Genomic DNA, 24,393 nt, shown 5'->3' on the forward strand with positions numbered 1-24,393 from the left:
GTGGGGGCACCGAACCGGGAGCCCGCACCCCCTCGTCACGACGCCGACCGCACCGGCAACGACCGCAGGCCCGCCGGCTCCAGGTCCCGGTCGGCCGCCTGGTCCAGGGCCGCCACCACCCACTCCTCGAAGTCGACGTCGACCGCCGTCGCCGCCCGCCGCCGGCGGTCCACCGCCTCGCCGGCCGCGGTGATCCTGGGCAGCACCGCGCGCAGCGGCCCGGGCCCGGGCTCCCGGCTCTCCCGCAGCGCCGTGCGCGACCACCCCTCCCGCTCGGCGAGGTCCAACCACCTGTCCTGCTCGGCCGGCGGCAGCGCCGCGACCTCCGCGTGGTGCTGGAAGGGCAGCCCGGGCCGCCGCCGCGACGCCTCGAACTTCCGCGCGATCCACGCGTAGTTGCGCAACGTCCGGTAGTCGAGCCCCACCGCCTCGACCGCCCGCCGGTACCTGCCGGTGTAGCGGTCCTGGCCGTAGACCAGCCAGTCACCCAGGTACCGGGCCGAGGAACTGGCGATGCGGGAGATCCGCTGCCCCGCCTGCTCCCAGGACTCGAACGTGACGTCCCGGGGGAACGCCAACCCCACCGGGGTGGTGAGGATCCGCCCCTCGACCGCGCCGCCGGGACGACGACGCCGCACCGCGTTCACCTTGTCCACTCGCATCCCCCTGATCAGCTCCAGGCGTCCTTACTTACCCAAGCGCCCCTCACACACCGGTCAACATCCGCTCACACCCGCCACGCCGTCCCTCCGGCGCCCGGCTACCGTTGCCCCCGTGGACCCGCGTGAAGGTGACGACGAGGAAGACGACTTCGACCCGGAAGAGGACGAGGACGTTTACGACGACGACGAGGACGTCGAGGACGAGGACGACCTGTTCGGCGTGACGTCGGAGCCCCGGACCATCTGCCACCTGTGCGGCGGCGCGGGCTTCATCGCCAACCCCACGTCGGCGGTGATCGGCGGCGTGCCGAGGACGGTCGACAACGGCCGCGAATGCCCGCACTGCACGGGCGCCAGGAAGTTCCCGGGGCTGATCCCCCCGCTGTAGGCGCCCGTCTCACCGGACCGCGGTCGCGGCGGCCAACGCCCCCGCTTCCCGGAACGCACCCGGCGAGAGCCCGCGCCACGCCGTCACCAGCGCCCCGACCCGGACCACCCCCGCCGCCGGCCACACCGCCCGCAACCCGGACCCGGCCGCCACGAAGCCACCGGCCGACGCGCCCAACGGCATCGACCCGGGCCGGCGCCCGGTGGCCGGTGAGCACCCGCCCCGGCAGCCCGGGCGACGTGAACCGCTGCCTGCTCGACTACGAGCAGGCGTTCCACACCATCACGACCGCCGACTGCGCGAACACGACCACCGCGACGGCCTGCACCCGCACCCGTCCCCGACGTGGACCACACCTGCCGACCGGTGCCGGCCCGGGTTCGGGCCGGCGCCGGTCCGGGGCGAAGTACCCTGGTGCGCCGTGGGGGTCGTGCTGCCGGAAGCCGAGTGGACCGCGCGCCGCGACGCGCACGCGGAGCGGGTCCGGCGGTGGACCGGGCCGCACCACGAGCGCCGGGCCGCCGGTCGCAAGCACCCGGTGCTGGACTTCCTGTTCTCCTACTACTCGCACCGCCCGTCGCGGCTGGAGCGCTGGCACCCCGGGCCCGGGGTGGCCCTCGAGGGTGACGCGGCGCTGGCCTACCTCAGGTGGCCGGTCTACCGGCGCACCCCCGACGGGGTGGCGCTGGACGTCGAGGCGTTCGCCCGGGACCGCGCCGCCACGATCGGGTTCGCCGGGCGGCTGCTCACCGCGACCGCCGGCCGCGCGCCCCGGCTCGGGTGCTTCGGGCTGCACGAGTGGGCGATGGTGTACCGGCAGCGGCCCGACCAGGTGCGGCACAACGCGTGGCCGCTGCGGCTGGGCGGCGAGGGCACCGACCGGGTGGTGGAGTCGCAGCGGGTGCAGTGCGGCCACTTCGACGCGTTCCGCTTCTTCACCGCCGACGCGCGGCCGCGCAACGCGCTGCAGCCGACCCGCGAGACGCAGGTGGAGCTGGAGCAACCGGGGTGCCTGCACGCGAACATGGACCTGTTCAAGTGGGCCTACAAGCTGGACCCGGCCACCCCGTCCGAGCTAGTCGCGGACTGCTTCGAGCTGGCCGCCCGGGTCCGCGAGCTGGACATGCGGGCCAGCCCGTACGACCTGGCCGACCTCGGCTACGACCCGGTGCCGATCGAGACCGCCGAGGGCCGCGCCGAGTACGTGCGGCAGCAGAGCGCGTTCGCCGAGGCCGCCGCGCCCCTGAGGGCCCGGTTGATCGGGCTGACGCGAACGCTGTCCGCGCACCTCCCGGGGGCGGACCACCCCGCGCCCGTCGCCACCCGATGACCTGGAGTGACTTCACCCGGTCCCCAACTGTCACCTGTTAGCGTGATTCCGGTCGGGATTCGCCTGCCGTAGTCGGTCGGACGCTGAGAGGGAAGACGATGTCTCGACACCGCGCGCTGCGGACGAAGGTGCGACGCGGCATCGCGACGTGGCCGGTGGCCATCGTCGGCCTGGTGGCCCTCCTCGTGCTCGGGTGGCTGGGCTGGAGCTGGGTCGGCGGCGTCGTGGAGCGCCGGACCGCCGCGCAGGCGGGCGACTGCGACGAGGGCGAGGCGCTGCTGCGGATCGCCTCGACGCCCAGCGTCGCCGAGGCCGTCAAGCAGGCCGCCGAGGCGTGGAGCAGGCAGCGGCCCGTCGTCTACGACCACTGCATCCTCATCGAGGTGCAGTCGATCGACTCCGAGGTCGTCCTCCAGGGCCTCACCCAGGGCTGGGACACCGCCGAGCTCGGCGAGCGCCCGCACGCGTGGGTGACCGACTCCATGCTGTGGGCCAACCGCCTCGGCGCGCAGGACGCCGCCCTGCTCGGTGGCGCGCCCCAGTCGATCGCCACCAGCCCGGTGCTGCTGGCCCTGCACCAGGACCGGGCGCAGGCGGTGCAGTCCGGTTCCGGGTTCCGCTGGACCGACCTGCCCGACCTGACGGCCGCCGCCGACGGCTGGGGCCGCTTCGGGCACCCCGAGTGGGGCCGGTTCACCGTGGCCATGCCCGACCCGGCGACGAACGCCGCCACGGCGATGGCCGTGCAGTCGGCGCTGGCCGGCGCGAGCCCCGAGGGCAAGGGGCCGGTCACCACCGAGATGCTGGCGCTGGACCCGGTGAAGAGCACGATGAGCCGCCTGTCCTCCGCCAGGCCCGAGCAGACCCCCGCGACCACGTGGGAGGCGATGAAGCTGCTCGCCGACGACACCGCGGCGAACGCGGCCGGGTTCAGCGCGGTGCCGGTGTCCGAGGTGGAGCTGTACCGGCACAACACCGGCAAGGACGGCGGCACGCCACCGTCGCAGCCCCTGTACGGGGTGGCGGCGGGCGGGCCGACGCCGATCGCCGACTTCCCGTTCGTGCCGCTGGCCGGCGACTGGGTCGGCGAGGCCGAGGTGCGCGCCGCCCAGGCGTTCCGCGAGTTCCTGCACGAGCCGGACCAGCAGAAGATCCTCGCGGCGGCCGGCCTGCGGGTCGACGCCACGACCGAGCGGCCGAAACCGTCGCCGGGCGTGCGGTGGGCCGCCGTCACGGACGCGCTCGCGCCCGCCGACGCGAACACGACCCAGCAGATCTCGGCCGCGTGGGCGACCGCGGGCAACGGCCAGGTCGTCACCGTGCTGGTGGACACGTCGAAGTCGATGGACGAACCGGGCGGCGAGGGCCGCAGCCGGCTGGACTGGGTGAAGCAGGCGCTGTCCGGGCAGGTCAACCGGTCGGTGTCGGGCTCGCTGGGGCTGTGGGAGTTCTCCCGCGAGCTGGACGGCGACAAGCCGTACCGGCAGCTCGTGCCCACCGGCCCGGTCGCCGACCGGCGGCAGGCGCTGCTGGACGGCGTGGCCGCGTTGCGGCCGCGCAGCGCGACCCAGCTCTACACCAGCGTGCTGGCGGTGCACGAGAAGGCGCGGGCCGAGTACCAGGACGGCAAGCGCAACCGGGTCGTGGTGATCACCGGCGGCGCGAACGACGGCGGCCTGGCGTTCGAGGAGCTGACCTCGCGGCTGGCGTCGGCCGGACCGGGCAAGGACATCGCGATCAGCTTCATCGCGCTCGGCCCGGACGCGGAACGCGCGCCGCTGGCGGAGCTGGCCCGGTCGACCGGGGGCACGGTGTCGGTGGTCGAGGACGGCCGGGGCGTGGACGCGGCGCTGGGCCAACTCCTGTCGGCCGCCTGACGCCCGCCCCGGGCACCGACGGCGAGCAAGGGCCCCGCCGGGGCACCCGAACGGCCGCCGCCGCCGCGGAGCACCGCGACCCGCCGCGGCGGCGGGTCGCGGCCCGTGACACCGCCGCGCCCCGTTGCGCCGAATGAACGAGAAATCCGCGCCATTCGACCTGTTAAATTCACATCCAATCGATTCCGGGTGGTCAACGGCCCCCGTTTCTCCTGGCCGGTGGCCGTCCCGCTGATCGTTTCCGCCGGTCAGCGGCACGTCCGGCCGATTGATGGGCACCGGGCGGTCTCGTAGCTTCGGGTGCTCCGACGTCCCTGCACAACGTCGGCGAACCCTGCACCCGAAAGGACGAACACCGTGAGGAAACTGTTCCTGGCGCCCGCCCTGCTGGCGCTCGTGCTGGCCGTCCTCGTCGCACCGAACAGCCAGACCGCGTTGGCCGGTGAGGGCCACGCCACCACCGCCGCGGACCTGGCGGTGGCTCCCCCGGACGTCCAGTCGCCGCCGACCGCGGCCGCGTGGCCGGTGCCCAGCGCCCGGACGTACCGCATCCTCAGCTCCTGCTCGGCCTACGCGTCGGCGATCCGCAGCGGTGCGAGCGCGTGGAGCGGGCTGACCGAGAGCTCCAGCGGCACCCCGGTCGAGTGCCGCACCGGCTACATCACCGACTGCGGCGGCGGCAGCCGCGTCGTCGGCTGCAACTGGGGTTCGGGCCAGCGCATCGCGCTCTACATGGGCGGCGTGGGCGACCGCGCCCTCCTGGCCGCCCACGAGTTCGGCCACGACTGGTACGGCCACTCGACCTACCAGTGCGCCGGCTGGGGCAGCCCTTCGGAGGTGATGGCGCCGACCATCTGCAACTACAACGGCGCCACCGCGTTCGACCGGTGACGGTCGCCGGGGCGGGGGACGGCTCCCCCGCCCCGGGGTCACCCCGCGTACACGGCGGCCGTCGCGGCGATCCGGGCGACGACCCGCTCCCGCAGCTCGACCGGTTCGACCACCTCCACCTCCGGGCCCAGCCGCAGCAGGTCCACCAGCGCGTGCTCCAGCGACTCGACCGGCACCCGGACCGTCGTCCACTCCCCCTCCGCCTCGACCCCCTCCAGCTCCCGCGCGACGGCGGGGCCGAGCAGGACCGGGGCGCTGCGCAGCCCGTTCGGCGTCAACCGGACCGTCACCCGCGCCGGGTACATGCGCTCCTCGAACCGCGCCGACCACCCCGCCCAGTACTCGGCCAGGTCGAACCCCGCGGGCCGGTCGAACGGCTCGTCCAGCGCGGTCAGCTCCAGCACCCGGGACACCCGGTACGTGCGCAGCCCGCCGTCGGTCCGGCCGACGAGGTACCAGGTGCCCGCCTTGAGCACGAGCCCCAGCGGCTCGACGGTCCGCTCGACCTCCTCCCGCCCCCACCGCACGTACCTGATCCGCACCCGTCGCTGCTGCCACACCGCCTCGGCGACGGCGGCCACGTGCGGCGTACCCCGGTTGCCGCGGAACCAGCCCGGGGCGTCGAGGTGGAACCTCTCCCGCACCCGCGCCGCCCGCGACCGCAGCTCCGGCGGCAGCGCGGCGAGCACCTTGAGCTGCGTCGCCGCCACCACCGCGCCCAGCCCGAGTTCCGCGGCCGGTCCCGGCAGGCCCGCGAGGAACAGCGAGTCGGCCTCCTCGGTGGTCAACCCGGTCAGCCGGGTGCGGTACCCGTCGACGAGCCGGTAGCCGCCCGCGGGACCGCGCTCGGCGTACACCGGGACACCGGACCCGCCGAGCGCCTCCACGTCGCGGTAGACGGTGCGGACCGAGACCTCCAGCTCGTCGGCCAGCTCCCGCGCCGTCATCCGGCCGCGCGACTGGAGCAGGAGCAGCAGGTGGAGCAACCGACCGGCACGCATGGCACCATCCTGACAGGAGGTGTCAGGTAACCGGGGCACGCTCGTCCCATGAGCACACGCGTCACCGCCGCGGCGGAGCTGAAGAGCTGGGACGAGCACACGTGGGACGGCAAGCGCCACGACGAGGTCGCCGGCCCGAAGCATACGGTCGGCGGCATGACCGCCTCCTACACCGGTGGCCTGGAGGGCGTCGGCGACCAGCGCTTCGTCATGTCCTACTCCGGCGACGACTCCTGCGCCTCGACCGGCTACGAGGTCGTCACCGGCACCCTGGACGGCCGCGAGGGCAGCTTCGTCCTGCACCACACGGGCGGCTTCGGGAACGGCGTCGCCGAGACCACCTTCACCGTCGTCTCCGCCTCGGGCGGTCTCGCCGGCCTGACCGGCACGGGCCGCATCACCTGGGCGCGCGGCGAACCCGGCCGGTTCGAGCTGGACTACGAGCCGGCCGGGTCGTCGAGCAGCTCCCAGGGCTGACCGGTCCTCTCGGACGCCATCGCGAGGACCAGGCGCTCGCGGATCGACACGGACAACCGCGCCCCGTCGTCGGTGCCCCGGTCCGCGAGCCGGGAGGCGATCCCCGCGCCCTCCTCCGGGGCGACCGAATCTTCCAGCACCCCGAGGAACAGCACCCCCGGCTCCCCCGCGACCAGGTCGGCGGGGGCCCAGCGCCCGCGCAACCGCCGGCCCGCCACGCGGAGGTCGGTCGGCGGCGCGCTCTCGTACAGCTCCTGCTCGACCCGCGCCCGACCGGACAGCGGCCGCGCGAAGAGGTCGCCGGTCCCGGTGTCGTCGGACTCCGACCGCCACGCGCCGCGACGCACGGACCGGCGCAGTTCCGCCGTGAGGTCCCACCGGTCGCCCGCGTCGAGCGCGGGCCAGTGGCGCTCGTCGATCTCGCGGTAGACGTCGACGGTGATCCCCGTCTTGGTGAGGTAGCACCACGTCATCACCAGCGGGTGGTCATTGTGGTCGTGCGCCCAGGGCAGGAGCTGGTTCAACCGGTCGCGGGGCTCCTTCGTCGCCCCGCGCGGCGGCCGGCGGGCACGTGCCCGGGACTCCCCGGCGAGCCTGCGCCGCCCCCACGCGAACAGCAGGTCCGGACGTGCTCCGGAGCGGCGGAACTCCCCCGCCAGGGACGTGGGCAGGGCGTCGAAGTCGTACGTCGACCGCGCGCCGCTCCCGAGCACGACGCTCGGCACGGTCGCCGCCAACATCCCCAGCCCCACCGCCTCGGACACGAACGACTTGACCCGGCGGGCGCTGGAGCGGAAGTCGTCGGCGCGCAGCACCAGCACGTCGGCCCGCGTGGTCCGCAGGTAGCTGGTGATCAGCGCCAGTTCGAGCAGCCGGGTGCCGTGCTTGACCCGGTGCCCGACCGCCGGGGCGAGCGCGGTGACGCCGAGCGCGGCCAGGAGGTCGACGTCGGCGGACCTGGCACCACCGACCATGCCGACCTTGCTGACTCGCGGAGGTCCCGCCGACGGGCGGTGCGACGTGAACAGGAGGTGACGAACGGTGACAGCGCTCACCGGTCCGACTCTAGGGGGAACGTTGATCACCCCGCCCGCACGGCGGCGGGCCACCCGATCGACCGGGTGACCCGCCGCGGGGCGTCAGGACCGCCGGTCAGCCGCCGTAGGCCGAGACCGGCGGGCAGGAGCAGACCAGGTTGCGGTCGCCCTTCGCGCCGTCGATGCGGCGCACCGGGGGCCACACCTTCGGCGCGGACGTGCCCGCCGGGAACACCGCCACCTCGCGGCTGTACGGGTGGTCCCACTCGGCCGCGATGGAGGCCGCCGTGTGCGGCGCGTTGCGCAGCGGGTTGTCGTCCGCCGGCCACTCGCCCGAGGCGACGCGGTCGATCTCCTGCTTGATCGCGATCATCGCGTCGATGAACCGGTCGATCTCGCCGAGGTCCTCGCTCTCCGTCGGCTCCACCATGAGCGTGCCCGCCACCGGGAACGACATGGTCGGCGCGTGCAGCCCGTAGTCGGCCAGCCGCTTGGCCACGTCGTCCACCGTCACGCCGGTGGCCTTGGTGATCGGCCGCAGGTCGAGGATGCACTCGTGGGCCACGAAGCCGCCCTCGCCGGTGTAGAGCACCGGGTAGTGCTCGTCCAACCGCCGCGCCACGTAGTTCGCCGCCGCCACCGCGGTCAGCGTCGCCCGCCGCAGCCCGTCCGCGCCCATCATCCGCACGTACGCCCACGAGATCGGCAGGATCGACGCCGAGCCCCACGGCGCGCCGCTGATCGGCCCGACCCCGGTCTCCGGGCCGGCCGACGGCTGCAGCGGGTGGTTCGGCAGGAACGGGGCCAGGTGCGACCGCACGCCGATCGGCCCGACGCCGGGGCCGCCGCCGCCGTGCGGGATGCAGAACGTCTTGTGCAGGTTCAGGTGCGACACGTCCGACCCGAACTTGCCGTACTGCGCCAGGCCGATGAGCGCGTTGAGGTTCGCGCCGTCGACGTACACCTGCCCGCCGGCGTCGTGCACCAGCCCGCACACCTCGCGCACGGTGTCCTCGTACACCCCGTGCGTCGACGGGTAGGTGATCATGATCGCGGCCAGGTCGTCGCGGTGCGCCTCGATCGTCGCGCGCAGGTGGTCGACGTCGACGTTGCCGCGGTCGTCGCACTTCACGACCACGACCCGCATCCCGGCCATCACGGCGGACGCGGCGTTGGTGCCGTGCGCGCTGGACGGGATCAGGCACACGTCGCGGTGGTCGTCGCCGTTGGCCCGGTGGTAGGCGCGGATCGCCAGCAGGCCCGCGAACTCGCCCTGGCTGCCCGCGTTCGGCTGGAGCGACACCGCGTCGTACCCGGTGACCTCGGCCAGCCAGCGCTCCAGGTCGCCGACGACCGCCAGCAGCCCCTCGGCGTCCGAGGTGGGCGCGAACGGGTGCAGCTCGGCGAACTCCGGCCAGGTGACGGGCTCCATCTCGGCCGTGGCGTTGAGCTTCATCGTGCACGAGCCCAGCGGGATCATGCTGCGGTCCAGCGCCACGTCCTTGTCCGACAGCGCGCGCAGGTAGCGCAGCAGCGCGGTCTCGGAGCGGTGCGCGTGGAACACCGGGTGGGTCAGGTAGTCGCTGGTGCGGCGCAGGTCCGCGGGGATGCCGTCGGCCGTGTCGGCGTCCAGCCCGTCCACGTCCTCGACCGCCACGCCGAACGCCCGCCACACCGACTCCAGGTGCGCCCGCGTGGTCGTCTCGTCGCACGCGATCGACACCACGTCGTCGTCCACCTGCCACAGGTTCACGCCCAGCTCGCGCGCGGCGGCGACGACGTCCGCGGCCCGGCCCTCGACGCGGGCCCGCACGGTGTCGAAGAACTCGCCGTGCACGATCTCGACGCCGCCCTCCAGCAGGCCGGCGGCCAGCACGGTCGCCATCCGGTGCGCCCGGCTCGCGATCGCCCGCAGCCCCTCCGGGCCGTGGTACACCGCGTACATGGAGGCGATCACCGCGAGCAGGACCTGCGCGGTGCAGATGTTGCTGGTCGCCTTCTCGCGGCGGATGTGCTGCTCGCGCGTCTGGAGCGCCAGCCGGTAGGCGAGCGAGCCGTCCGCGTCGACGGACACGCCGACCAGGCGGCCGGGCAGCTGCCGCTCCAGGCCCTGGCGGACGGCCATGTAGCCGGCGTGCGGCCCGCCGAACCCGACCGGCACGCCGAACCGCTGCGTGGTGCCGACGACCACGTCCGCGCCGATCTCGCCGGGCGGGCGCAGCAGCGCCAGCGCCAGCAGGTCGGCGGCCACCACGGCCTGCGCGCCGGCCTTGTGGATCTCCTCGACCACCGAGGCGTGGTCGCGCACCACACCGGACGCGCCGGGGTAGGACAGCAGCACGCCGAAGAAGTCGCCGCCCAGGCCGAGGCCCTCGATGCCCTGCGACAGGTCGGCCGTGACGACCTCGATGCCCAGCGGCTCGGCGCGCGTCTCGATGACGGCCAGCGTCTGCGGCAGCGTGTCGGCGTCCACGACGAACTTGTTCGACTTCGACCGGCCCGCGCGGCGGACCAGCGTCATCGCCTCGGCGGCGGCGGTGGACTCGTCCAGCATCGAGGCGTTGGCCAGCGGCAGGCCGGTGAGGTCCGCGACCATCGTCTGGAAGTTCAGCAGGGCTTCGAGGCGGCCCTGGGAGATCTCCGGCTGGTACGGCGTGTACGCGGTGTACCAGGCCGGGCTCTCCAGCACGTTGCGGCGGATCACCGGCGGGGTGATCGTGCCGTAGTAGCCCAGGCCGATCATCTGCGTCATCGGCCGGTTGCGGCCCGCGAGGTCGCGCAGCTCGGCCAGCGCCTCGGTCTCGGTGGCGGGCGCGGGGAGGTCGAGCACCAGGTCGCGCTCGCGGATCGACTCGGGGACGGCGTGCTGCGCCAGCTCCTCCAGCGAGCCGACGCCGATCACGTCGAGGATCCGGGCCAGCTCCGCGGGCCGCGGGCCCACGTGCCGGTCGGCGAACGGCGTGCCGTGCTCAAGCGCGGCGAGGGGGATGCGGTCCTGCGTCATCGGTGCTGGCCTCCAGGGCTCCGGACAGACTCCTGCCGTTGCCCTCCCCCTCTGTCTTCCGCCCGGTGTCGGGCGCCTGAGAGCTTCACCCGGTGGCCGGGCTTGCACCGTCGGCGGGGTCGACCGGTGGCCGACCCGCTTTCCAGAGGCGTCTCACCCGCGCGGTCCTTGCGCCTGAGAGGTTCCGGGGAGGATTTGCTCCTTCGGCGCCGAGACGAACTCGGACTCTCCCGCGCGGGATAAAGCGACTACGCGCGAAATCGTACCCGGCACGGGGGTGGGCGGTATCGCCGGCGCGACGTGGATCTCAGTGCGCGAACGGGGTCAGCCGATGGCCCTGGTGCGGCGGCGGCGGGACAGCTCGTCGTCGGAGGGCTCCACGATCCCGCCGCCGTCCGCCCGTTCGGCGGGGAAGTCGTGGATCGTGCCGCTGATCTCGCGCATCGCGCCGGAGACCGCGATGCCGAACACCCCCTGGCCGCCCTGGAGCAGGTCGACCACCTCTTCCGGCGACGTGCACTCGTAGACGGTGGTGCCGTCGCTGAACAGCGTGATCCGGGCCAGGTCCTGCACGCCGCGGCGGCGCAGGTGGTCGACCGCGACCCGGATGTTCTGCAGCGAGACACCGGTGTCCAGCAGCCGCTTGACGACCTTGAGGACGAGGATGTCCTTGAACGAGTAGAGCCGCTGGCTGCCGGAGCCGTGGGCACTCCTTATCGTCGGGTTGACCAGTCCCGTGCGTGCCCAGTAGTCCAGCTGGCGGTAGGTGATGCCCGCGATCTGGCACGCGGCGGGGCCGCGGTACCCGACCAGTTCGTCCGGCAGCGAGGAGTCCGGGAACAGCTCACCCTGTTCGCCGGATCCGGCCCGGATGGGCGCTTCCTCGACCACGCCTGCCTCCCCTCGGTCCGGCCACGACGACCGGCGACCAACGTGAAGCCGCCGCGGTGCCGAATCACACCGTGGCAATTCACCTGACTTCGACGGTAAGACCGCCTTGGGGGCAGGTCAACGCGACGCGCGGAGCGTGTCTGACCTCAAGGTGAGGTTGAGGTTGAGAGAGCCGCCTGGCGTAAGCCATTCGGATGACGTTTAGTGATCGTTTAGCCGACTGCCACTGACGTTGTGTAACCCAGAGGGGTGACACCCGGAGGTGGCACGCGGGGTTGATCCACAACGCACCGCACACACCTGCGGAGGGCCGGGCACGGCGCACGGCCCGCGGCACGGCTCTTCGCGGGTACCCCGCCCGGCGCGGCGAGGACGAACTCGGACCGGAGGTCGAGCGGCCGGACAGCCGCTCCGCTCCCCTCCCGGCGGTCGGCGAGGCGACTCCGGAGCGGGTCGGCTTACGTGTCCGCGCCGCGGAAGTCCTCCGGCGAGACGGAGTCGAGGAACTCGCGGAACTTCTCGACCTCGTCCTCCTGCTCGTCCGGGATGATCAGGCCGGCCTCCGCCAGCACCGACTCCTCCGCGTGGATCGGCACGCCGATCCTCAGGGCCAGCGCCACCGAGTCGCTGGGCCGCGCGGACACGCGGATGTCGCCGTCGAAGACCAGCTCCGCGAAGTAGGTGCCTTCCTGGAGGTCCGTGATCCGCACCTGCTCGAGCTGCCGGCCGAGGGCTCCGATCACGTCCTTGAGCAGGTCGTGCGTCAGCGGCCGGGCCGGACGGACACCTTGCTGCTCCAACGCGATCGCCGTGGCCTCGACCGATCCGATCCAGATCGGCAGGTACCGCTCGCCCTCGGTTTCGCGCAGCAGCAGGATCGGCTGGTTGGCGGGCAGTTCCACCCGCACACCCACGACGCGCATTTCGCTCATCGGGTCTCGCCTCCCTCAGCGCGCTGAAATTCTGGCGTCCCCGCTACTGAACGAGGATCCCCCACGTACAGTTTCGACGCTACCCGCCAAGCGGGCCCTGTGCGCAACCGCCCGCCCGGTTCGCATCACGATGCGGACACGCGCTCACCTCGGCGAAACGGAATGACCGCCCAGGTCGCGCAGGCCCACCTTCACCAGCAGTGTGTGCAGCGTTACGGACAGCGCCGCCAATTCGCGCACCGCCTCGTCCCGGTCGCGCTGCCGGTGGGCCGCGCCGAGCGCCTGCTCCACCAGGCCCACCTCGCGGTCGGCGGCCGCGCGGAACGGGCGCAGGTCGCGCACCTCCAGGCCGTGCTCGGCCAGGGCGCGCACGGTCGAGGCGATCTGCACCGCCTCGTGGTCGTAGGACCCGCCCGCGCCGGCCCTGACCAGACCGTGCCGCTCCAGCTCCGCCAGCACGCCCGCGTCGATGCCGGCGCGCGCCAGCAGGTCCTCGCGGCCGATCCGGTGACCGGCGGCCGGGGCGAGGTCGACCGCGCGCACCGCCTTCGCCGCGTCCTGGTCGGCCGCGTCCAACTGCTCCTTGATGACCTTCAGCGGCAGGTACCGGTCCCGTTGCGCGGCCAGCACGTACCGCAGGCGGTCCACGTCGGCCGACGTGAACTGCCGGTACCCCGAGGCCGTGCGCGCCGGGCGGACCAACCCCTCCGACTCCAGGAACCGGATCTTGGAGATGGTGACGTCGGGGAAGTCGGGTCGCAGCTGCGCCAGCACCGCCCCGATGCTCAACCCCCCGCCGCGTGACCGCCCGGCCGCCGTCACCGGAGCCCCATCGCTCAGGCCCCCTGGCCCCCGGCGCCCGGACCGGTCAGGAACACCAGGCGGAACTTGCCGATCTGCACCTCGTCGCCGTTGGCCAGCACCGCCTGGTCGACGGGCTCGCGGTTGACGTAGGTGCCGTTGAGGCTGCCCACGTCGATCACCACGAACTCGCCGCCCTCCCGGCGGAACTCGGCGTGCCGGCGGGAGACCGTCACGTCGTCGAGGAAGATGTCGCTGTCGGGGTGCCGCCCCGCGCTCGTCGTGTCGCGGTCCAGCAGGAACCGCGACCCCGCGTTCGGGCCGCGCTTGACCACGAGCAGCGCCGAACCGGCCGGCAGCGCGTCGACGCCGGCGACGGCCGGCTCCTGTGCGGGTGCCTCGGCGCCCTCGACCTCGGCGAGGAAGTCGGCCCGGAAAACGGAGGTCCGCTCCGGGGACTGCTCGGGCGGAACGCCTGGCCCGTCGTTCGTGCTCACCTGAGCTCTCCTCCTGCTGCTGGAACCTGCTTCGAGACCGCTAGAACCTATCGTGCCCGAACCCTTGTCCGAGGGGCGGCTCCCCCACCGACCGAAGAGCCGCCGGAAGATCGACGTCACCCCTGTGCCGCCAGCTCCTGGTACGCGGCGGCGTCCAGCAGGTCGTCCACCGCCGAGGGGTCCTCCAGCCGCAACTCCACCATCCAGCCCTCGCCGTACGGGTCCGAATTCACCAGGTCGGGCTGCTGGTCGAGGGAGTCGTTGCGGGCCACGACCTCGCCGGCGAGCGGCGCGTAGATGTCGGACACGCTCTTGGTCGACTCCACCTCGCCCAGCGTCTGACCGGCCGAGACCTGTTCGCCGAGTTCCGGGAGCTGGACGAACACGACGTCGCCGAGCTGCTCCTGGGCGTAGTCGGTGATGCCCACGCGCACGGTGTCCTCACCCGTGCGCAGCACCCACTCATGTTCCTCGGTGTACTTGAGCTCCTCGGGAATCACCGCGGTGTGCTCCTTCGATGACGGTGGATCTTCGCTGCGCCGGATCTTCCCACGTCGGCGTTCAAGCCGGCGCGACACCCGGCCGTCGCCGCATCGCGAGGGTGAACTGGTAGGCGTACAGCACCCCCGACCAGAGGTACAGGGCCCCGCCCCAGCCCATGAACGCGTACGCCACCGGCCGGGCGATTTGCGCCGCCGCGGAGGAGCCCTGGGCGAGCAGGAGCATGGGGAAGGCGTAGAGCAGGTTGAAGGTGGCCGCCTTGCCGAGGTAGTTCACCTCGAACGGGCCGTAGCCGCGGGCCCGCAGCACGGGCAGGCAGAGGCCGACGACGAGTTCGCGGCCGACCAGCACGGCCGCCACCCACCAGGGCACGATGCCGCGCACCACGAACGCCACCAGCGTGGCGAGGATGTAGAGGCGGTCGGCGGCGGGGTCGAGCAGCGCGCCCAGCCTGCTGGCCTGGTCCAGCCACCGGGCGATCTTGCCGTCCAGCCAGTCGGACAGGCCCGCCGCGACGAGCACGACCAGCGCCCAGCCGTCGGCGTGCGGGCCGAGCAGCAGGTAGAGGAACAGGGGCACGCCGAGCAGCCGCAACACGCTCAGCGCGTTGGGGATGGTCAGCAGCCGGTCGGCGGGATCGTGCGGCACGTCCGCACTGTAGAGGGCCGCTCGGCGTGCCCCGGTGGTCGGCTCGCGGGTTCGCCCCGCGCGCCGGGCTCAGTTGGTCGAACGGGTGCGGCTCCAGCCGCGGCGCTGCAGTTCGGCACCGCTGAGGGCCTGCGGACGACCGCGGTCGTCGACGCCGACCCAGCGGGCCCGGAAACCTTCGAGCACGTACGCGTGGCCCTTGCTCCAGACCACGCTGCACGGGGCTGTGGGCAGCGGCGCCGCGGCTGTGCCGGCACGCGCTGCCCTGTGCTTCGCGGGCTCGGACTCGGTTTCCGTTCCGGTGCTCATCTGAAATCCCTCCACCGGGTTCGTCGCTCACGGCCCTCGTGGCGTTATCCCCGTCACCCGATTCTGCGGCACTGTGGTCGAGACCACCTCCGCATCCGTGCCCTGTCGCGGCCGGCGGCCGGTTGCGTCGCCGAGTTGCGCGGCAGGGGCGGGAACGCTTCCCGGGAGGTGTATCCGGCCCCGCCGGGGTCAAACCGCTCACCGTCCGCCACCCACCGCACACCGAGCCGCCCATTACACTGGTGCCGATCAGGGCGCCACCCCCCGCGCTTGTGGTGTTGCCACGGGCTACGTACGGTGGGTGTCGCAGCGGTTGAGCCAACAGCCGCGCCGGGAAGTCCGGCTAGCGGGGAGTCATGTCCGCCACGCTGCTGTTCGGTGCTGCGCGCCTGGTGCGTCCGGGCTTCCCCCCAGCGGTTCCAGCTGATAGAGGAGTGCCTCGTGACGGTTCAGGATCCGAACGTCGTGGCGACGAGCGGAGCCGAGTCCGCCGCGGTCGACAGCCCGGCGGCCGGGCAGCTCGGGCTCAGCGTCCGCACCCCGGCCGACGGTGTCGCCGTGGTGTCGGTGAGCGGTGAGGTCGACATGCTGACCGCGCCCCAGCTCCGGGCGGAGGCGCTGCGGCACCTCGACGGTCGCACCCTGGTGCTCGACCTGTCGGGGGTGACCTTCCTCGGCTCGGCCGGCCTGGCCGTGCTCGTGGAGGCGTCCCAGCAGGCCAAGGCCCGGGACGCGGAGTTCCGGGTCGTGGCCGTGGACCGGGCCGTGACGCGCCCGCTGGTCGCGACGGGCCTGGGCGACGTGTTCAGCGTCTCGGCGTCGGTCGAGGAGGCGCTGGCCGGCGGGTCGCGCTGACGGACGCGGTCGGCGGTGCGGTGCTAGGGGTGCGGGACCAGGTCGACGACCTGGTCCACGCCCGCCGCGACGAGCGCGCGTCGGGCGTGACCCGGCGCGGGCGCGCGGACGACCAGCCTGTTGCCGGCCGCCGCGACGGCCTCGGCCACCGCCTGGAGGCTGCGGATGAGCCCCTCGCTGTGCTCGCCGAGCGTGAGCAGGTCCACCACGATCGGCACGGTGCCGCCGCGGGCGGCGGTGAGGATGCGGCGGCGGACGGCCGGTTCGGCGTGCCCCGGGACGTCGCCGTGCACCCGCACCTCGACCCAGCCGTCCCGCGCGGTGACGGTGACGGCGTCCTCGTGCTCCGGCGCGGCCGGGTGGGTGCCGCGCCCGGCGTGCCGCGGCGCCAGGACCAGGGTGACGGTGGTCCCACCCGCACCCCGGTCGACCCGCACCTCGTCCACGTTCTCGCGCATCAGCAGCAGCCCGCGGCCGCGGGCGCTCAGGGTCGGCGGCGGCACGCGCCAGGTACCGTGGTCGACGACGGCGACGCGGATGGCGCCGTCGGGCGTGGCCCGGGCGTCGATCTGGACGAGGCCCTGCTCGTCGGGGCCGTAGGCGTGCTCCACGGCGTTGCTGGCCGCTTCGTTCACGGCGACCAGCAGGTCGTACCGGTCGTCTTCGGACAGTCCTTCCGCGGCCAGCCAGGCGTCGAGCTGGGCGCGGACCGCCGAGAGCTCCCGGGCACGGGCCGGGAACTCCACACCCCAGCGGTGGTCCGCGAGTTGATCTGTCAATGGGCCTCCCCGTCGCACCAAGCAGTCTTCCCTCCGCGCGCGCCCGCTACACGTGTGAGCGACGATCAATTCGGGTACCGGTAGCTTCAGCAGCACATCGAGACAGAACGGACGACGAGGTGAGCGTGTCGCACACTGAGCCGCGAAGCGGCGAGTCGGATAGCGCCCTGGCCGGGGTCGAGTTGCGGATGGCGGCCGACCCCACGCAGCTGTCCATCGTCCGGGCCGTGGCGGCGGACATCGCCATGCGCCAGGACTTCGACCTGGACTCCATCGAGGACCTGAAGCTGGCGGTGGACGAGGCGTGCTCGACCCTCATCTCGCTGGCCACGCCGGGCGCCGTGCTCAGCGCCCAGTTCGTCGTGGTCGACGGATCGGTGCAGGTGTTCACCAAGGTGGACTCCCAGCGCGCCGCGCCGCCGGACCGGGACAGCTTCGGCTGGCGCGTGCTGAGCGCGCTGGTCGACTCGGTCACGACGTGGGTGGCGCCGCAGTCCGAGGTGTTCGAGCTGCACATCGACCTGGTCAAGAGGTCGTTGGGGACGGTGGATGCGTGACGACGGCGGAGGGGGGCACGACACGCTCCGGCACCCAGGGTGACTACGACCACCTGGCGCCGCTGTTCGTCCGGCTCGCCGCGACCGCGAAGGACGACCCGGCGCGGGAGCGGTTGCGCGACGAGCTGGTGACCGAGCACCTCCCGGTGGCCAAGCACATCGCCAGGCGGTTCGGGCACCGGGGCGAGCCGCACGACGACCTGGTGCAGGTGGCCACGGTCGGCCTGATCAACGCGGTGGACCGGTTCGACCCGGAGCGCGGCAGCGACTTCCTGTCGTTCGCGGTGCCGACGATCATGGGCGAGGTCCGCAAGTACTTCCGGGACTCGAGCTGGTCGGTGCGCATGCCGCGGCGGCTCAAGGAGCTGCACCTGGCGATCAACGCCGGTTCGGCGCGGCTGTCGCAGGAGCTGGGCCGCGCGCCCACGCCCAGCGAGCTGGCGCAGCACCTGGGCCTGAGCCGGGAGGAGATCCACGAGGGGCTGGCGGCGGGCAACGCCTACCACAGCGCGTCGCTGGACGACCTGCTCGTGGCCGACGACAGCTCCATCTCGCTGGGCAGCACGCTCGGCGAGGAGGACCCGGAGCTGGAGGCGATCGAGCAGCGGGAGGCGCTGCACCCGCTGCTGGAGAAGCTGCCCGAGCGGGAGCGCAAGATCGTGGTGATGCGGTTCTTCGGCAACATGACGCAGACCCAGATCGCCCAGAAGGTCGGCATCTCGCAGATGCACGTGTCGCGGCTGCTGGCCAAGACGCTGCGCCAGCTGCGCGACGGCCTGACCGAATGAGGCCCTGACCGAGCGGGCATCGAGAGGGGTAGGCGCCAAGAGCGCGGGCACCGAGCGCGAATGGGCACCGGAAGCAATGGGCACCGGAAGCGTCGAGGCCGCCTGGCATCGTCAGGCGGCCTCGTTGCGTCTGCGGGACGGGGTTCGTCCGAGTCGGCGTTCTCAGGCGGCGGAGCGGCGACGACCGGCGAGGACGCGACGGCGCTCGTCCTCACCCATGCCGCCCCACACGCCGTAGGGCTCCTGGACGGCGAGCGCGTGCTCGCGGCAGGGGTCGATCACGGGGCACTGGGCGCAGAGCTGCTTCGCCTTGTCCTCGCGGGCGGCGCGGGCGGAGCCGCGCTCGTTGTCGGGGTGGAAGAAGACCGCGCTGTCGCGGCCTCGGCACAGCCCTTCCTTCTGCCAGTCCCAGACGTCGGTCACTGGCTTGGGCAAGCGCGCGGTGCTGGTCATCGGAGGAACCCCCTTGCGGTGTGACAGGTGCTTGATCACGGCTTACCCGCTGGTCCCCGGGGGGCAAACGTGGCGTGCCGCATCGATGGGTCATCGGCCGGGTGGATTTCCCAGCGCGGGTGCGACGGACTCCGTCCAGAAGGCGAAGAACTGCTCCTGGTCCGGTCCGATCTGGTTGACGTAGACCTCGTCGTACCCCGCGTCGGCGAACTCGCGGACGCGGTCGACGTACGGCTGCGGGTCGGGGCCGACGGGCAGCGCGGAGGCCACCATCTCCTCGGTGACCAGCGTCGACGCCTGCTCGAAGTGCCTCGGGGTGGGCAGCACCTGGGCCAGCTCGCCCGGGAGCTGCTCGTTCGCCCAGAGCCGGTGCGCGGTCTTCACGCCGGCCTCGGCCGACGGCGCGTGGCACACCTTGAAGCCGGCCTGGGTCGGCTTGTCGCCGCCGCCCGCGTCGCGGAACTTCCGGACCAGCGACGCGTCCGGCATGGTGGAGCAGAACCCGTCGCCGATCCGCCCGGCCAACTCGACCGCCTTCGGCCCGAAGGCCGACACGTACACCGGAACGGGTGACGACGGCACGGTGTAGAGGCGGGCGTTCTCCACGGTGTAGTGCTTGCCGCGGTGGCTGACCTCCTCGCCGGTCCACAGCGCGCGCATCACCTCGACGGCCTCTTCCAGCATCTCCAGCCGTTCGGGCGCGGACGGCCAGGGGTCGCCGAAGATGTGCTCGTTGAGCGCCTCGCCGGACCCGACCCCGAGGGTGAACCCGCCACGGCACTGCAACGCCGCCGTGGCCGCCGCCTGCGCCACCACCGCCGGGTGAATCCGCACGGTCGGACAGGTGACAGCGGTCGTGATGGGCAACGACGTGACCTCGGACAACGCCCCGATCACCGACCACACGAACGGGCTGTTCCCCTGCTCCCGGTTCCACGGGTGGAAGTGATCCGAGATCCACAACCGCTCGAACCCGGCCTCCTCGGCCCACCGCGCCTGGCGCACCAGCTCGCGCGGCTCGTGCTCCTCACAGGAGAGGAAGTAACCGATGCTCACCATGCACCCCGGTTACCCGCCCCACCCCACCCAAACCTCCGCGGCCACGCGAGCCCGCACCGGGTCGGCGTCGGCGCTTCGGAGGAGGGCCGGGGACGCGAAGGCCCGACGACCGAACCATCCACTTTGGACACCACCCGCACCGGGTCCACGCCGGACCCGCCGCCACCCCGTGAGCCCGGCTCGACGACCGGGCCCCTCACCCCACCCTCACAGCGGCAACAGCAACCGCCCACCGACCACCAACGCCCCCACCGTCACCCCGGCGAACAGCAGCACCCACACCAACCCCGGCACCCGCGTGATCCGGGCCAACTGGTCGGCGTCCGACTGCCGGGCCATCCCCCGCATCCGCCGCCGCTGCAACTCACCCACCGGCCGCACCCCGCCCAGCAGCAGGAACCACGTCACGAACAACGCGAACGCCACCTGCCACTCCTCCGCCGCGTACCACGACACGACGACCATGACCGCCCCGGTCAGCACCACCGACAGCACGCCGAACGCGTTGCGGATCATGACCAGCATTCCGACGAGCAACCCCACCGTCGCCCACAGCAGGGGCCGGACCTGCCCGGCCGTCACGAGCGCCGCCGCACCCAGCCCCAGCAACGACGGCGTCACGTACCCGGCGAAGTACATGAGCACCACGGCCACGCCGGTGGGCCGGCCGCGCGACACCGTGACCCCGGACGTGTCGGAGTTCAGCTTGATGCCCTCCAACCGCCGACCGGTGAGCAGCGCGACGAGGGCGTGCCCCGCCTCGTGCGCGATGGTGACGACGTGCCTGCTGATGCGCCACACACCGGGACTGGCGACCAGCACCAGCGCGAGCACCGCGGGCGCCCATTTCGTCAGAGTCGACATCACGACCCAGCATGCCACGGCACCCGACGCGGACGACCCGCGACGCGAAGCGGCGGTGCCCGGCCCTCACGGACCGCGCACCGCCGCCGGACAACTGCCCTCTACGACTGCTCTCTCGGAGCCGGGGCTCAACGCCCGCGGCTGAACCGCGACCTGTGCCGCTCCGCGATGGCCGGGTCGATCGGCTGGACCGGACGCGCGCTCACGGTCGGGTCCATGGACTCGACCCGCTCGTCACGGTGGGCACCGTGCACGCCGTGCGCCGAGTCGTCGACCCGCTGGGTCGGCATCTCGCGCGTCACCTCGTCGGCCCTGGGGTCGCGGATGCTGGCCTCCCGGCCGTAACCCTCCCGGCCGTAACCCTCGCCCACGGGGCGCGCGTCCGCGACGGTCGCCTCCGGACCACCGACCGGGGTGACGGGCTCCCCGGTCCGCTGGTCCACGACGTCCTCCGTCACGATCTTGCGCCGCGCCGGCAGCACCGCGATCAGCAGGCCGACCGCGGCGAGGCCGAGGTGCAGCCAGTTGTCGTTGACGTTGAGCGCCAGCGGGTTGCCGAGGCCGGCGACCGGGTTGCTGGAGAACACACCGGCCAGCGCCAGGCCCCACAGCAGCACCGCGCCGTAGCCGAGGAACAGAATCCAGCCGTACAGCCGGGCCAGGCCGGACGTGCTCGCCATGAGCAGGCCGAGGACGCCGAACGCCAGGTGGACCACGTTGTGCAGCGGGTTCAGCGTGAACCCGAGCAGCATCGCGTGCTGGTCGCCCGCGAAGTCGCCGAACCCGGTGCGCACGAAGCCCAGCACACCCAACGCGAGGAACACCAGGCCGACGAGACCTGCCAGCACCTGGGCGGGTTGCAGGCCCGCGACCTTGACGCGACCGACGGTCGAGTGGTGGGTCATCTCGCCCTCCAACTGGGGACCACGAGCCCGTCTGACCGGGCTCCGGACGCCCACCGACTACCCGCCCTCCCCGAGCCGCAAACAGCCCGGACCCCGCGCTTGGGCCGAACGGGGCAGGGGACGGGCGCACGAGCCCGTCCCCCCTTTCCGGACAGGAGTCACCCACCCCGTCGTGCCGGGGTTTATCCACCCCGACCCACCCCGTGGAGGTCGGGCCGCCGTACCGCGCCGGAATGCGCGCCGATCATCGCGACCAATAGGTCGATATGATTTTCGAATAATTACCCTCTGTATCGCCTTTATTGACGTACAGGCAGGTCAGGAGCGCCGCGACGAGCCGCCGGACGCGCGCGTCGCGGAGCCGTTCCAGTCGGTCTCCCTGTGGTTCACGATGGTCCCCTTTGTGGTCGACGAACACCACCGCGGTGTCGCTGTGAACTATCTCCGAACGAACGGCTCTCCGTCAAAGCGATTATGGCGTTCGCCATTTACGACCCGCCGACCGCCAAGATCGCTTGACCTCGACTTAACTGGAACTCCTAGCGTGGGCGGCCAGGAACTCCGGAGGGGGATCAGGGGATGCACGCCATCGTCCAGCACGAGTTCGGCCCGGCCGGGAACCTGCGCTTCGAGCGCGTTCCCGACCCGGAACCGGCGACCGGCCAGGTGCGGGTCGCGGTGTCCGCGGCCGGCGTCCACCTGCTCGACACGTCCATCCGCCGCGGCGAGGGCGGTGGGCCGTTCCCGCTGCCGCGGCTGCCGATGACACCGGGCCGGGAGGTCGCCGGTGTCGTCACGGCCCTGGGCGAGGGGGTCGAGCCGCACTGGCTGGGCAAGCGCGTGGTCGCCCACCTCGGCCAGGCGAGCGGCGGCTACGCCGAGCAGGCCGTGGTGAACGCCGCGTCCCTGCACGAGGTGCCCGACCACGTGTCCGACGACGCCGCCGTCGCCATGATCGGCACCGGCCGCACGGCCCTGGGCGTGCTGCGCATCGCCGAACTGACCCCGGACGACGTGGTCCTGGTGACGTCGGCGGCCGGTGGCCTGGGCGCGCTGTTCGTCCAGGAGGCCAAGGCGGTCGGGGCGAGGGTCGTCGGCGTGGCGAGCACCGCCAAGCTCGACCTCGTCCGGCAGCTGGGCGCGGACGTGGTCGCCGACTACACCCGGCCGGGCTGGGCCGACGGGATCGGCGAGGTGAGCGTGGTGCTCGACGGCGTCGGCGGCGAGCCGGGCCGCCGGGCGCTGGAGCTGCTCGGCGTCGGCGGCCGAATCCTGCTGTTCGGCTGGTCGGCGGGCGAGCCGACCCGGATCGAGACCGCCGACCTGTACCGCCTCGGCATCACCGCGTCGGTCGTGGTCGGCCCGCGGATGATGAAGGGCACGAGCCTGCGCGGCCTGGAGGAGCTGTCGCTGCGGGCGCTGGCCGAGGGCAGGCTCACGCCGCTCACCACGACGTTCCCGCTCAGCCAGGCCGCCGAGGCGCACGTCGCGCTGGAGAGCCGCGCGACCGTGGGCAAGGTCGTGCTGAAGCCGTGACGCGGGTGTGGACCCCCGCACCCCGCGGACGGGGGTCCACACCGGCCCGACCAACCGGGCCCGACCAACCGGGCCCGACTGGACCGGCCCGACTAAACGGGCACTGTCACGATCGGCTCGTCGGCGAAGTTGCGCACCTCGACCGCCACGACGTCCTCGGGCGCGACGAGCGCCGAGCCGTCGAGGTTGGTGCCGTCCCGCTCCCCCACCGCCGAGACGAGCCAGCTGCCCGCCTCCTGCCTGCTGCCGTCCTTGGCCACGACGACCAGCCGGCACCTCTCGTCCCGCGCGACGCCCGCCACGGACGCGTTGACCCGCACCCACCCCGCGGCCGGTCGGACCTGCACGGTCATCCGCGCGCCGGTGCGGGGGTCGGTGGCCGACCCGAGCTTCGTCCCGGCCGGCGGTGCGGGCGGGTTCACCGGCTGCTGGACCGCCACGTCCGGCGCGGTGCCGCGGCCGACCGCGAACCCGCCACCCAGCACGACCGCCGCGGCGGCCGCCGCGACCAGCCCCACCCCGACCCGCCGGCGGCGCGCCCGGCCGGCGCGCTCGGACCGCACCTGCCGCAACGTCCGCTGGAGCAGCAGGTCCCCGCCCTCGGGCGGACCGTCGAGCAGCGCCTCCGGTGGCACGTCCCCCATCGCCTCCTCCACCGCCCGCAGCCCGGCCACCTCGGCCCGGCACCCGGGGCAGGACGCCAGGTGCTCCCGCACCGCGGCCGCCTCGTGCTCGTCCAGCACGCCCAGCACGTACGCGCCGAGCAGCTGTGGATCGTGGTCCGCGGTCATCCGGCCACCCCCTCCAACACGACCCGCTGCCCGGTGAACGCCTCGCGCAGCGCCCGCAGCGCGTAGTGGGACCTGGACTTCACCGTGCCCGGCGGCACGCCCAGCGCCGCGGCCGCCTCGGTCACGCTCCGGCCGCGGAAGTAGATCTCCAGCAGCACGTCGCGGTGGTCGGAGGACAGCCGGTCCAGGGCTTCGAGCACCACCACCGAGTCCACGACGGAGTCGGCGTGGTCCCGCGCCACCGGCGGCGTCGCGTGCCCCTCGGCCACCTCCTGCGGCCGCGCCGCCCTGGCCCGGAACCGGTCGGTGACGATGTTGCGCGTCACGGTGAGCAGCCAGCCGCGGACCGAGCCCTTGCCGTTGACCAGGGCGTCCGGGTGCCGCCAGGCGCGCACGAGGGTTTCCTGGACGACGTCCTCGGCCGCCGCCCGGTCGCCGGTCAGCCGCGTCGCGTACGCGAGCAGCGCCCGCCCGTGCTCCTCGTAGAGCGACCGGATCAGCGCCTCGTCGGCCGCGGCCTCCCGTTTCCGGGACCAGAGAGCCGCCATCCGCCCCACTCC

The 24,393-nt window shown here is 73.2% G+C and carries 28 protein-coding genes and 1 riboswitch; of the genes, 9 read left to right on the top strand and 19 right to left on the bottom strand.

Annotation, left to right across the window (positions count from 1 at the left end; genetic code table 11):
- Positions 1–35: 35 nt before the first annotated feature.
- Positions 36–662, bottom strand: coding sequence for an LmbU family transcriptional regulator (locus ACIGNX_RS26150; protein ID WP_396543336.1), 627 nt, complete (start codon positions 660–662; stop codon positions 36–38).
- A gap of 112 nt (positions 663–774) precedes the next feature.
- Here ACIGNX_RS26150 and ACIGNX_RS26155 point away from each other — a divergent pair, with 112 nt between their 5' ends.
- Entirely contained in the window at positions 775–1,050 is a 276-nt protein-coding gene (locus ACIGNX_RS26155; protein ID WP_396543337.1) for a hypothetical protein, read from the top strand.
- 9 nt (positions 1,051–1,059) lie between these two features.
- Here ACIGNX_RS26155 and ACIGNX_RS26160 read toward each other — a convergent pair whose 3' ends face one another.
- On the bottom strand, positions 1,060–1,203 hold the full coding sequence (locus tag ACIGNX_RS26160) for a hypothetical protein (RefSeq protein WP_396543338.1): 144 nt from the start codon (positions 1,201–1,203) through the stop codon (positions 1,060–1,062).
- A gap of 268 nt (positions 1,204–1,471) precedes the next feature.
- Here ACIGNX_RS26160 and ACIGNX_RS26165 point away from each other — a divergent pair, with 268 nt between their 5' ends.
- The 3 genes from ACIGNX_RS26165 (at position 1,472) to ACIGNX_RS26175 (ending at position 5,148) form a co-directional block, all read left to right on the top strand.
- Positions 1,472–2,380 (top strand): 3-methyladenine DNA glycosylase, encoded by a 909-nt coding sequence (locus tag ACIGNX_RS26165; protein ID WP_396543339.1) that lies wholly within the window; start codon positions 1,472–1,474, stop codon positions 2,378–2,380.
- 98 nt (positions 2,381–2,478) lie between these two features.
- The gene (locus tag ACIGNX_RS26170; RefSeq protein WP_396543340.1) at positions 2,479–4,257 is read left to right on the top strand and encodes a substrate-binding domain-containing protein; all 1,779 of its coding nucleotides are present in this window, start codon (positions 2,479–2,481) and stop codon (positions 4,255–4,257) included.
- Positions 4,258–4,614: 357 nt separating this feature from the next.
- Positions 4,615–5,148, top strand: a complete 534-nt coding sequence (locus ACIGNX_RS26175) for a hypothetical protein (protein ID WP_396543341.1) — start codon at positions 4,615–4,617, stop codon at positions 5,146–5,148.
- A 38-nt stretch (positions 5,149–5,186) separates the two neighbouring features.
- Here ACIGNX_RS26175 and ACIGNX_RS26180 read toward each other — a convergent pair whose 3' ends face one another.
- On the bottom strand, positions 5,187–6,149 hold the full coding sequence (locus ACIGNX_RS26180) for a helix-turn-helix transcriptional regulator (RefSeq protein WP_396543342.1): 963 nt from the start codon (positions 6,147–6,149) through the stop codon (positions 5,187–5,189).
- A 48-nt stretch (positions 6,150–6,197) separates the two neighbouring features.
- Between ACIGNX_RS26180 and ACIGNX_RS26185 the strand changes: the two genes are divergently transcribed.
- Positions 6,198–6,626: a DUF3224 domain-containing protein gene (locus ACIGNX_RS26185; RefSeq protein ID WP_396543343.1), complete on the top strand. Its 429-nt coding sequence runs from the start codon at positions 6,198–6,200 to the stop codon at positions 6,624–6,626.
- Here the strand turns inward: ACIGNX_RS26185 and ACIGNX_RS26190 are convergent.
- From ACIGNX_RS26190 to ACIGNX_RS26230, 9 genes are all read right to left on the bottom strand, one after another.
- Entirely contained in the window at positions 6,587–7,681 is a 1,095-nt protein-coding gene (locus tag ACIGNX_RS26190; RefSeq protein ID WP_396543344.1) for a hypothetical protein, read from the bottom strand. The genes ACIGNX_RS26185 and ACIGNX_RS26190 overlap by 40 nt on opposite strands.
- Positions 7,682–7,778: 97 nt before the next feature.
- The gene (gcvP, locus tag ACIGNX_RS26195) at positions 7,779–10,667 is read right to left on the bottom strand and encodes an aminomethyl-transferring glycine dehydrogenase (protein ID WP_396543345.1); all 2,889 of its coding nucleotides are present in this window, start codon (positions 10,665–10,667) and stop codon (positions 7,779–7,781) included.
- 152 nt (positions 10,668–10,819) lie between these two features.
- Positions 10,820–10,910: riboswitch (glycine riboswitch) on the bottom strand.
- A gap of 81 nt (positions 10,911–10,991) precedes the next feature.
- Positions 10,992–11,558 carry a MerR family transcriptional regulator gene (locus tag ACIGNX_RS26200; RefSeq protein WP_396543346.1) on the bottom strand — a complete coding sequence of 189 codons (567 nt, stop codon included), beginning with the start codon at positions 11,556–11,558 and terminating at the stop codon, positions 10,992–10,994.
- A gap of 458 nt (positions 11,559–12,016) precedes the next feature.
- On the bottom strand, positions 12,017–12,490 hold the full coding sequence (locus ACIGNX_RS26205; protein ID WP_053720858.1) for a bifunctional nuclease family protein: 474 nt from the start codon (positions 12,488–12,490) through the stop codon (positions 12,017–12,019).
- A 144-nt stretch (positions 12,491–12,634) separates the two neighbouring features.
- Positions 12,635–13,312 (bottom strand): MerR family transcriptional regulator, encoded by a 678-nt coding sequence (locus ACIGNX_RS26210; RefSeq protein ID WP_396543347.1) that lies wholly within the window; start codon positions 13,310–13,312, stop codon positions 12,635–12,637.
- Positions 13,313–13,326: 14 nt separating this feature from the next.
- Positions 13,327–13,788 carry a glycogen accumulation regulator GarA gene (gene garA / locus ACIGNX_RS26215; RefSeq protein ID WP_033427969.1) on the bottom strand — a complete coding sequence of 154 codons (462 nt, stop codon included), beginning with the start codon at positions 13,786–13,788 and terminating at the stop codon, positions 13,327–13,329.
- 116 nt (positions 13,789–13,904) lie between these two features.
- Positions 13,905–14,288 carry a glycine cleavage system protein GcvH gene (gcvH, locus tag ACIGNX_RS26220; protein WP_396543348.1) on the bottom strand — a complete coding sequence of 128 codons (384 nt, stop codon included), beginning with the start codon at positions 14,286–14,288 and terminating at the stop codon, positions 13,905–13,907.
- A 61-nt stretch (positions 14,289–14,349) separates the two neighbouring features.
- On the bottom strand, positions 14,350–14,937 hold the full coding sequence (locus tag ACIGNX_RS26225; RefSeq protein WP_396543349.1) for a CDP-alcohol phosphatidyltransferase family protein: 588 nt from the start codon (positions 14,935–14,937) through the stop codon (positions 14,350–14,352).
- A 69-nt stretch (positions 14,938–15,006) separates the two neighbouring features.
- A complete protein-coding gene (locus ACIGNX_RS26230) occupies positions 15,007–15,246 on the bottom strand; it encodes a hypothetical protein (RefSeq protein ID WP_396543350.1) in 240 nt (79 codons plus the stop codon).
- Between the two features lie 441 nt (positions 15,247–15,687).
- Here ACIGNX_RS26230 and ACIGNX_RS26235 point away from each other — a divergent pair, with 441 nt between their 5' ends.
- Entirely contained in the window at positions 15,688–16,101 is a 414-nt protein-coding gene (locus ACIGNX_RS26235; RefSeq protein ID WP_396543351.1) for an STAS domain-containing protein, read from the top strand.
- 23 nt (positions 16,102–16,124) lie between these two features.
- On the opposite strand, the gene ACIGNX_RS26240 is transcribed toward ACIGNX_RS26235, so the two are convergent.
- Entirely contained in the window at positions 16,125–16,880 is a 756-nt protein-coding gene (locus ACIGNX_RS26240) for an ATP-binding protein (protein WP_396543352.1), read from the bottom strand.
- A gap of 188 nt (positions 16,881–17,068) precedes the next feature.
- Here ACIGNX_RS26240 and ACIGNX_RS26245 point away from each other — a divergent pair, with 188 nt between their 5' ends.
- Both ACIGNX_RS26245 and ACIGNX_RS26250 read left to right on the top strand, forming a co-directional pair.
- Positions 17,069–17,437, top strand: coding sequence for an ATP-binding protein (locus tag ACIGNX_RS26245; RefSeq protein WP_396543353.1), 369 nt, complete (start codon positions 17,069–17,071; stop codon positions 17,435–17,437).
- Positions 17,434–18,225 carry a SigB/SigF/SigG family RNA polymerase sigma factor gene (locus ACIGNX_RS26250; protein ID WP_396543354.1) on the top strand — a complete coding sequence of 264 codons (792 nt, stop codon included), beginning with the start codon at positions 17,434–17,436 and terminating at the stop codon, positions 18,223–18,225. The genes ACIGNX_RS26245 and ACIGNX_RS26250 overlap by 4 nt, the downstream gene beginning before the upstream one ends.
- A gap of 162 nt (positions 18,226–18,387) precedes the next feature.
- Here ACIGNX_RS26250 and ACIGNX_RS26255 read toward each other — a convergent pair whose 3' ends face one another.
- The 4 genes from ACIGNX_RS26255 to ACIGNX_RS26270 form a co-directional block, all read right to left on the bottom strand.
- Positions 18,388–18,678 (bottom strand): WhiB family transcriptional regulator, encoded by a 291-nt coding sequence (locus ACIGNX_RS26255; protein ID WP_396543355.1) that lies wholly within the window; start codon positions 18,676–18,678, stop codon positions 18,388–18,390.
- Positions 18,679–18,768: 90 nt separating this feature from the next.
- Positions 18,769–19,737, bottom strand: a complete 969-nt coding sequence (locus tag ACIGNX_RS26260) for a TIGR03557 family F420-dependent LLM class oxidoreductase (protein ID WP_396543356.1) — start codon at positions 19,735–19,737, stop codon at positions 18,769–18,771.
- Between the two features lie 207 nt (positions 19,738–19,944).
- Positions 19,945–20,601, bottom strand: coding sequence for a M50 family metallopeptidase (locus ACIGNX_RS26265; RefSeq protein WP_396543357.1), 657 nt, complete (start codon positions 20,599–20,601; stop codon positions 19,945–19,947).
- 128 nt (positions 20,602–20,729) lie between these two features.
- Entirely contained in the window at positions 20,730–21,506 is a 777-nt protein-coding gene (locus ACIGNX_RS26270) for a DUF4383 domain-containing protein (RefSeq protein ID WP_396543358.1), read from the bottom strand.
- Between the two features lie 579 nt (positions 21,507–22,085).
- Here ACIGNX_RS26270 and ACIGNX_RS26275 point away from each other — a divergent pair.
- Positions 22,086–23,042 (top strand): zinc-binding dehydrogenase, encoded by a 957-nt coding sequence (locus ACIGNX_RS26275; RefSeq protein ID WP_396543359.1) that lies wholly within the window; start codon positions 22,086–22,088, stop codon positions 23,040–23,042.
- A 92-nt stretch (positions 23,043–23,134) separates the two neighbouring features.
- Here the strand turns inward: ACIGNX_RS26275 and ACIGNX_RS26280 are convergent, their stop codons facing one another.
- Complete coding sequence (locus ACIGNX_RS26280; protein WP_396543360.1) at positions 23,135–23,833, bottom strand: anti-sigma factor family protein; 699 nt, start codon at positions 23,831–23,833, stop codon at positions 23,135–23,137.
- Positions 23,830–24,381, bottom strand: a complete 552-nt coding sequence (locus ACIGNX_RS26285; protein WP_396543361.1) for a sigma-70 family RNA polymerase sigma factor — start codon at positions 24,379–24,381, stop codon at positions 23,830–23,832. The genes ACIGNX_RS26280 and ACIGNX_RS26285 overlap by 4 nt, the downstream gene beginning before the upstream one ends.
- Positions 24,382–24,393 lie beyond the last annotated feature (12 nt).

Source organism: Actinosynnema sp. NPDC053489, from assembly GCF_044544865.1.
GTDB lineage: Bacteria > Actinomycetota > Actinomycetes > Mycobacteriales > Pseudonocardiaceae > Actinosynnema.

What these genes read in the sequence shown, in the direction of transcription:
- ACIGNX_RS26150 (WP_396543336.1), bottom strand. Translation starts at nt 662, where the DNA reads ATGCGAGTGGACAAGGTGAACGCGGTGCGGCGTCGTCGTCCCGGCGGC.
- ACIGNX_RS26170 (WP_396543340.1), top strand. Translation starts at nt 2,479, where the DNA reads ATGTCTCGACACCGCGCGCTGCGGACGAAGGTGCGACGCGGCATCGCG.
- ACIGNX_RS26180 (WP_396543342.1), bottom strand. Translation starts at nt 6,149, where the DNA reads ATGCGTGCCGGTCGGTTGCTCCACCTGCTGCTCCTGCTCCAGTCGCGC.
- ACIGNX_RS26185 (WP_396543343.1), top strand. Translation starts at nt 6,198, where the DNA reads ATGAGCACACGCGTCACCGCCGCGGCGGAGCTGAAGAGCTGGGACGAG.
- gcvP (WP_396543345.1), bottom strand. Translation starts at nt 10,667, where the DNA reads ATGACGCAGGACCGCATCCCCCTCGCCGCGCTTGAGCACGGCACGCCG.
- ACIGNX_RS26205 (WP_053720858.1), bottom strand. Translation starts at nt 12,490, where the DNA reads ATGAGCGAAATGCGCGTCGTGGGTGTGCGGGTGGAACTGCCCGCCAAC.
- ACIGNX_RS26230 (WP_396543350.1), bottom strand. Translation starts at nt 15,246, where the DNA reads ATGAGCACCGGAACGGAAACCGAGTCCGAGCCCGCGAAGCACAGGGCA.
- ACIGNX_RS26245 (WP_396543353.1), top strand. Translation starts at nt 17,069, where the DNA reads ATGGCGGCCGACCCCACGCAGCTGTCCATCGTCCGGGCCGTGGCGGCG.
- ACIGNX_RS26255 (WP_396543355.1), bottom strand. Translation starts at nt 18,678, where the DNA reads ATGACCAGCACCGCGCGCTTGCCCAAGCCAGTGACCGACGTCTGGGAC.
- ACIGNX_RS26260 (WP_396543356.1), bottom strand. Translation starts at nt 19,737, where the DNA reads ATGGTGAGCATCGGTTACTTCCTCTCCTGTGAGGAGCACGAGCCGCGC.
- ACIGNX_RS26265 (WP_396543357.1), bottom strand. Translation starts at nt 20,601, where the DNA reads ATGTCGACTCTGACGAAATGGGCGCCCGCGGTGCTCGCGCTGGTGCTG.
- ACIGNX_RS26270 (WP_396543358.1), bottom strand. Translation starts at nt 21,506, where the DNA reads ATGACCCACCACTCGACCGTCGGTCGCGTCAAGGTCGCGGGCCTGCAA.
- ACIGNX_RS26275 (WP_396543359.1), top strand. Translation starts at nt 22,086, where the DNA reads ATGCACGCCATCGTCCAGCACGAGTTCGGCCCGGCCGGGAACCTGCGC.
- ACIGNX_RS26280 (WP_396543360.1), bottom strand. Translation starts at nt 23,833, where the DNA reads ATGACCGCGGACCACGATCCACAGCTGCTCGGCGCGTACGTGCTGGGC.
- ACIGNX_RS26285 (WP_396543361.1), bottom strand. Translation starts at nt 24,381, where the DNA reads ATGGCGGCTCTCTGGTCCCGGAAACGGGAGGCCGCGGCCGACGAGGCG.